The following is a 7304-nucleotide window of genomic DNA, read 5'->3' as shown; positions in this document are numbered from 1 at the left end:
AGCTACCGTTTCCGGTAGTTGTCCCAAGCTTGAGGGCAGGTTGCCTACGTGTTACTCACCCGTCCGCCGCTAACCATCAGAGAAGCAAGCTTCTCTTCAAGTCCGCTCGACTTGCATGTATTAGGCATGCCGCCAGCGTTCGTCCTGAGCCAGGATCAAACTCTCCAATAAAGATGAATTCCGCAGCGTCGTTCAACGCTGTGCAACTCATCGGTGTATCGAAAAGAGCGATAAGCTCATTTTGAATCTGACGAGATTGTTAATCTCATTGTTGTTCCAGTTTTCATACAGCCAGATGGCTTGTATCAAAAACCTTCACGTTCATTCTGCAAGCAGAATGATTACTCACTCGTTGTTCAGTTTTCAAAGATCAAACTTCGTTCCGTTACTGATTCTCGTTCGTTTCAGCAACTTTTATATCATATCATTTCCGAACCAACTTTGCAAGCTCTTTTTTCAAGCTTCTTTGGAAGCTTTCTTATTAAGCTGCTTGCCGCACCGTGTAAACCGTGTTTTCTTGGCCGGAAATAGAATATATCACGAATCACATTCGTTTGTAAAGCATTATTTATTAGACATCCAATTCCCCATTTATCAGCAATTCATCACTACATAAAACATATGCCCCTCTCTATGCTTAACTATAATTATATAAGTTGAACTATTTATTTACACGTGAACGGAAAGGACAGAAAAAACTGAAAAAGCGGATCGGTCGCCTGAAAGCTTTCTGCAAGAAAGCTACATCAGAAGTATACGCTGTTCACTGGATTCCCCCTTTGGAAAAGGAATCAGAAAAATCTGGGGATAACAGCTGCTCTCCAGGTTATTCATTCATCGGAGTGGATTGTATAAATCTTTAGTTCAATCTTATATAGTAAGAATCCGATGAGATACAAACTTACGCAATAGAGAAAGACCCCTTACAGTCCTAATTAGCGGCTGTAAGGGGCATCTACATTCAAATATACCTTATCGTTAACAAAAACTCACTTACGTTCTACCTTATATCCCTTATCTTCAAGCAGTTTCACAATCCCGTGATCACCCAAATAGTGTGCTGCTCCAACCACGATAAAGTATTCTTCACCTTTACCATTTTTCAGATAACCATCAATTTTGTCAGCCATGCCGATATTACGGTCAATCAACATCGCTTTATTGTACTCCTCGTCATCCGAGAAGCTGTTTGTCAGCTCCAGCAATTGCTCATCATTACCTGTTTTCCACATCTCAGCCATCTGATTCACCGTGTTATCGAGTACTTCGAAGTTGTCGATTGTAGAGCGCAGCGTTTTTTCCTGCAGTTCTTTCGAGAATGTATCAAACATTCCTAGTTGAGATTGGTAAGACTCGAGTTCAATAACCGGGATTTTCCGTTCTATTGCTTTTTGAATAAAATACAAATCTATACCGGATGCTGCTTCCAGTCCAGCTGTTGATGTTTTCAGACTTCCCAGTGTGCTTTCCACCACCCAAGGCTTGAATGCGTCCAGCGCGTTAGGCTCTAACCCGTTTTTCTTCAAAATATCCCCAAGCTTGCTGTACGTCTCACTCGAAATATGATCCTTCAAGGTCGTACCATCCTGATATGATCCCAGGCTTAACACCAGCTTCTGCTGTTCCTCGTCCGCTGCTTTGCTGATGTCCACCTCTACACCGAGATAGTCGGCTTCCGCAAAGGCTTCTTCAAATTCTGGGCGTAGCGGGTAAAAGCTCTTGTCCGCCACATGCATCGAACCTACCAGATAAACGGTGTTGCCGTTAGACTGCACTTCCCACATAAAGCCACGCCCACCGGTTTGCGAGGTTCCGACCGTCCCGTCGCCTTTGGATACCAGCAGCACGGTACGTGTAGCTTTATCCCAGCGAACCTCGTATCCGGCAGCATCGCCGACAATACGAATAGGTGCATAGGTAACACCGTTGATGCGTACAAGTTTGCTTTTCAGGGTAATCGTCTTGCCATTGACAATTGCCGTAATGCTATCATCGCTCGTTCCCGCCAATTTCACATCCATAGCATCCAGCGTTGTACGCAACGGAACCAAAGTTGTTCCTTTCTGCATAATTGGTGCTCCAGTTGTATATTCAACCGCCTGATTATCGACCTTGACAGCCGTTCCCTGCGGAGCAGCCATTGCGGGTACTGCTGATGATAGCAAGCCTGCCGAGATCGTAAGCGATAAGAGTACGCGTTTCCATTGCTTCATATAATATGTAATCTCCTTTATCGTATAAAAAATTAAGCACTAGACTTGTATCAAACCGTTATGTGCTCTTCTAGTATACGGTCAAAGGTGGTTATCGTTCCATATTTTATAAACTCAAACAAATAAAAAGAGCCCTGGCTCGCGCCGGGACTTCTAGATCAATTCAGGCTATGTAATCGTTGATGGTCACGATTGTTTTTGGGTCTGATAAGCATGCATGGCCGCCTGAAATTGATTCAGCGCTTCCTGATATTCAAGGCGATCCTTGTCATTAGAGGCAAGCTGCTTACGCATCTTCAGGTCATCCTGCAATCGCTGTACCAGATCTTTGATCTGATCATTCGGATTCGAATGAGCTGGCTGGGGCAAAGCCTCCGTTCCAGTCTGCACAGTCAGTTCTCCTGTACTATCCACTTGACCAATCGCTACCTGATCCAATGTGATGTTAAGCTTGCGAAGTTCTTTTTTTACCCAATCCTCACTTACTCCAGCATCCTGAAGAGATTCGGGCAAAATATTTCCATCCATGATAATCGTTCGCGGCTCCTTTTCCGATGAAAGACGATACCCCAGCAAATCAGCGGTAAGCGGCTGATATTCCTTTTTTAACATGACACTGATATCCCCGCTCTGCTCCATTATAGCAAATTCCACATCGGCAACCCGGAACACATCTTTTTTGCGAAGCTGCTCCAGAAATTCATCAATGGTCAGCCGTTCTTTCTTCAGATTTTTTTGGATTACGGCTCCATTTTCAATAAGTATCGTTGATTTTCCATCCACAATATCTCGGAATTTTTTACTTTTCATCGTCAGAAACTCCGCGCCTGTGGAGACAGCAACCCAAACAAATACGGCCAGAAAGCCCAGATACCAGCTTGTATCTGTATCCAGTGATATGTAACCAACGAGATTCCCCAAGGTGATGCCCGTAATATACTCAAACAAAGAAAGTTCTGATATCTGCCGTTTGCCTAATATTTTGGTAATGAAAAACAACATCGTTACTGCAGAAAGTGTTCGTATCATAACCTCTAACCATTCTGGCACGCTGCATCTTCCTTTCCTGTGAGCCTTTTATTCTGATAAGGCACCATTAATGAAGGTTATAATTACCACGAACGGCAGATTGTATGCATCGAATGTTCTGCAGTAAGCCTCACTACTATTTGAAAGCAACCTTTAGGATTAGTAGCATTGTTTCAGTAGCATTTTTTAATAAATGTATATGATACCTTTTTATTACTGATTCAGTAATCGAACTATCGGTGATGGAGCTATTGTTAATATCTTAAACTAGTTGCAAGACTAAAAATTAAGCGAAAGTCTTATGTAGTGACTTATAGTTTGGTCATAGCCTTGTCAAGTAGGCAATAAAAAGAGATTCAATTAAATTCTATTAAGCAGCGACTTTTTCCCGAAATTCAATTGAGGAAAGGTCGCTCAGTTTGTTATAAACTTTTTTAATAGTGACCCTCTTCCTTAGTAAGCCCTTCGAGTGTTGCAGCAATGAGTTCTCTTGTGAAGCTGTACGGTTCATGGAAAAGCGGACCATCTGTCACAAAAAGCACAAATATGGTTACCTATACTAATAATTGGTTGACAGAGGACAATTATCGTTCTTCTGTTCCTATTAAGGTTAGCAGCACAAAACGAACAAAAATCAGCGCCACTTTGGGGTTCTCAGGCTCAATAGAAGTAAAGAATAAATTTGGTTTCAGTGGAAGCTTTACAGCTGAGCAGGAGACAACGGTATCTCAAGGAGCAGATGTTCCAGGGTGGACAGCTTGGGGCTACCGACCATATATTCGGTGGAGACACAACAGAAACAGGTGTCAATAAACGCCTGTCTGTGAAATCTAACGAGTATTGGTCAGTTGTTAACACTAATAAAAGTACAAGTGCTTCGACACCTTTGCCTCCATCCGGTGCTCCTAAATAATACAATATAATTTCGTTTCTACCTTTTTTTTGAAACGAAACAAAGGATTTGATTGTTATTAAGAAAATCATAATGGTTCTGTATATCTTATTTATCATTGTTTTTGGTTTTTTGCTTGTGCCGTTTCATTCAATATGGGGACCAGAAAAATCTATTGATTCCGCGGTATTCGCTCCTATATGGATGCTAATTGACTCAAATAGAGAAATCAATGGATTTAATCCAATATACCAACTTGATACCCAAGGTTGCTGATTATCATTTTAAACCTATCCATTGTGTTCACTGTTTCATATTTTCTTACAGGGTTTAAAAGAAAATGATTTGCACAAAAAAGCCCCTTTCTTATGGGGTCAGATTGTCGAAGAACCCTGTACTTTTTTCAAAGTATGGGGTTTCTCATATTTTAAGGGCCGGTTCAAAACGGAAACAGGGGAGATTATCCCGTTTTTCCAGGCGATCCAGGTAGATTGCTATCTTCTTCATGTTCTGCACGTTGCCTTCATCAGGGCCTGTTCCCTGACGTTTTGCAGTCCGTTCAAACGGCAATAACGAAACCCTTGGAGCCTTTGGCATCCGCGAGGCTTCGCTCAATCGTCTCTTTTCGTTTTCGGTAGAGATACATCCCTGATCAACTCAATCGTTTGCCTCTCCTTGCTTGTCCTCCCAGACCACTTTTTCTCATTCCCAATATAATTCAAAGGAATACGTATGGGTACGTAAAAACGGATGCTGATTTTGGGGATATCTTCAAAGTTATAACACATCAAAAAGACTGCAATCTAATATAAAATTGCAGTCTCATTTTAAATCTTATTTCGTTTAGCATTTCTAATAGTCTACTACTGAAACAGAATCCTTAGAACTCAGACTTAATATCATACTTAGATTGAAGCTTCTTATTTTTTCATAATACTGGCTAATTAAGTTTACAACAAATTGCTTGTTGTTTATTTTATATCTTGTATGCCTTCATCGCTTTGAACAGCTCTTTGAAGGTTGGGCGTTTACCGTACATCAGTACGCCCGTACGATAGATTTTGGCTGCCAGCCAGCCAAAGATCAGGATGGATACGACCAGAATGGCAAGAGAGAGCAGAATCTCCCAGGTTGGTGCGACCCCTGCCCCAATCCGTACCAGAATCGCCGTTGGCGAGGTGAACGGAATGAAGCTTGCGATTTTTAACAACAAAATATTCGGTGTCGAGATGCTGAAAATCGCAATATAGAAGGACACCAGCGAAAGCATTGTGATGGGCAGCACCGCCTGACCAAGCTCTTCCGTCCGGCTTACCATCGAGCCGATGGCGGCAAACATAACGGCATATAGGAAGTAACCCAGGATGTAGAAAATGAGTCCATACACGATCACTGCCATATTAATGTCGTTCACACTCATATTCAGATCACCCAGCACTGCACGGTTGTGCGGCAGCATGATGTTACCGGCTACAACGGCTCCGAAGATACCGATCTGCAACAGACCAACCATGAAGATACCGATGATTTTGCCGAACATCTGACTGAGCGGAGATACACTCGTAATCAGAATTTCCATGATGCGCGAGCTTTTCTCAGCTGTAATCTCGGAGGCAATCATATTACCTGTCATCATCGTGGATGTGAACAGCAGAATGATTAACAGATAGACCACGATATAATTGATAGGACTCATCGCTTTTTCCGAGCCTGCTCCAGCTTCTCCTTCATCCGCGCTTAAACTCTGAGCAGTCAGCTTCACAGGTGTGGTAATCAGCGCCTTTTGCTCAGCGGTCAGCACATCCTTAGCAACCACATCCAGCTTCACACTCTGCAAAGCCGCTTCAAGCGAAGTCACAATCTGCGGTGAAATATCGTCCGAGGAATAAAGCACAGGCTGCGGGAATTCCTGTCCTTGTACCGTTGCAAGCTTCAAATAACCGTCGATTACACCCTTCTTCACGTCCTCTTTCAGCGCCGCTTCATCCTTATCTCCACCCATAACCAGACGATAAACCTGATTCCCCTGTGCAGAAGAGAAGGCCTCCAGCTTCTGTGCCACGTCCTGCTGCTCTGTTGTCAGAATTCCAATGTTTACGGGATTACTGCTAGAACCTCCGCCACCAATAGAGCCACCATTAAATAAAGTAATGAAATATGGAACATTGAGTCCAATCGTAATTAAAAGTGCAAGTACAATGGTCGTGACCATAAACGACTTTGTTTTTACTTTGTTTTTGAACGTAAAGCCTGTAATTGTGCCCATTTTATTCATTCGACTCACCTACCTCACGAATAAAGATTTGGTTAAGCGTTGGTTCCTTGATCTCAAAATGCTCTACGGTCGTCTGACTCATCGCCGTCTTCAGAATTTCCTGAGCCGCCTCGGCCTGATTAATATGGATCAGATATCCGCGTTCGTTGTGCTCCACGTGTTTTACACCTGCCAGCTGATCCAGACCCTCCACCTGTCCAATCGTGCTGAGATACACCTGTTCACGCGGATAACGGCTTTTAATTTCCTTGATTTCACCTTGCACCACTGTGTTAGAGCGATGCAGTATTGTGATCTGACGACACAGCTCCTCAACATGCTCCATTCGGTGTGTAGAGAACAGGATCGCCGTACCTTCATCACGCAATTCCTTCACCGTAGATTTAAGCAGCTCGACGTTAACCGGATCAAGTCCGCTAAACGCCTCATCCAGAATCAGAATCTGAGGTCTGTGCACCACTGCTGCAATAAAACCCATCTTCTGCTGGTTCCCTTTGGATAACTCTTCAATCTTTTTGTCGTAATACTCAGGTACCTCAAACCGCTTTAACCAGTATTTCAAGCTCTCATCGGCATCTTTGGCTTTCATACCGCGCAGGCGTGCCAGATAATTAATCTGTTCACTCACCTTTACTTTTGGATACAACCCTCGTTCTTCAGGAAGATACCCCATGATCTGCTGCAGCTCCGTGTTATAAGGCTTGCCGTTGTAGAGAATGTTTCCGCCATCCGGGTGAATCAGGCCGAGCACCATGCGCATTGTAGTTGTTTTGCCAGCACCATTAGCTCCGAGCAGCCCGTAAATCTCCCCTTCTTTTACATTGAGCGTGACTCCATTCACGGCTGTTTTGTCTGCATATTGCTTGACGACTTGCTTCAATTCCAATCGGTTCAT

At 43.3% G+C, this 7304-nt stretch carries 4 protein-coding genes, 1 rRNA gene and 1 pseudogene; all 6 read right to left on the bottom strand.

Annotated features, from left to right (window positions below; translation table 11 throughout):
* Window positions 1–171, bottom strand: a 16S ribosomal RNA gene (locus DFQ00_RS24380); the annotation flags it as partial.
* Window positions 172–989: 818 nt separating this feature from the next.
* Window positions 990–2213 (bottom strand): TraB/GumN family protein, encoded by a 1224-nt coding sequence (locus DFQ00_RS24375; RefSeq protein ID WP_110899068.1) that lies wholly within the window; start codon window positions 2211–2213, stop codon window positions 990–992.
* A 186-nt stretch (window positions 2214–2399) separates the two neighbouring features.
* On the bottom strand, window positions 2400–3263 hold the full coding sequence (locus DFQ00_RS24370) for a DUF421 domain-containing protein (RefSeq protein ID WP_110899067.1): 864 nt from the start codon (window positions 3261–3263) through the stop codon (window positions 2400–2402).
* A gap of 1291 nt (window positions 3264–4554) precedes the next feature.
* Window positions 4555–4786, bottom strand: a pseudogene (locus DFQ00_RS29995) (transposase); the annotation flags it as partial.
* A gap of 324 nt (window positions 4787–5110) precedes the next feature.
* The gene (locus DFQ00_RS24365; protein ID WP_110899066.1) at window positions 5111–6409 is read right to left on the bottom strand and encodes an ABC transporter permease; all 1299 of its coding nucleotides are present in this window, start codon (window positions 6407–6409) and stop codon (window positions 5111–5113) included.
* Entirely contained in the window at window positions 6402–7304 is a 903-nt protein-coding gene (locus DFQ00_RS24360) for an ABC transporter ATP-binding protein (RefSeq protein ID WP_110899072.1), read from the bottom strand. The genes DFQ00_RS24365 and DFQ00_RS24360 overlap by 8 nt, the downstream gene beginning before the upstream one ends.

Origin of the sequence: Paenibacillus barcinonensis (assembly GCF_003217495.1) — a bacterium.
GTDB lineage: Bacteria > Bacillota > Bacilli > Paenibacillales > Paenibacillaceae > Paenibacillus > Paenibacillus barcinonensis.
Note: the sequence above shows the minus strand (reverse complement) of the source record. Positions and strands in the feature narration are given on the sequence as shown.

What these genes read in the sequence shown, in the direction of transcription:
- DFQ00_RS24365 (WP_110899066.1), bottom strand. Translation starts at nt 6,409, where the DNA reads ATGAATAAAATGGGCACAATTACAGGCTTTACGTTCAAAAACAAAGTA.
- DFQ00_RS24360 (WP_110899072.1), bottom strand. Translation starts at nt 7,304, where the DNA reads ATGAACCGATTGGAATTGAAGCAAGTCGTCAAGCAATATGCAGACAAA.
- DFQ00_RS24375 (WP_110899068.1), bottom strand. Translation starts at nt 2,213, where the DNA reads ATGAAGCAATGGAAACGCGTACTCTTATCGCTTACGATCTCGGCAGGC.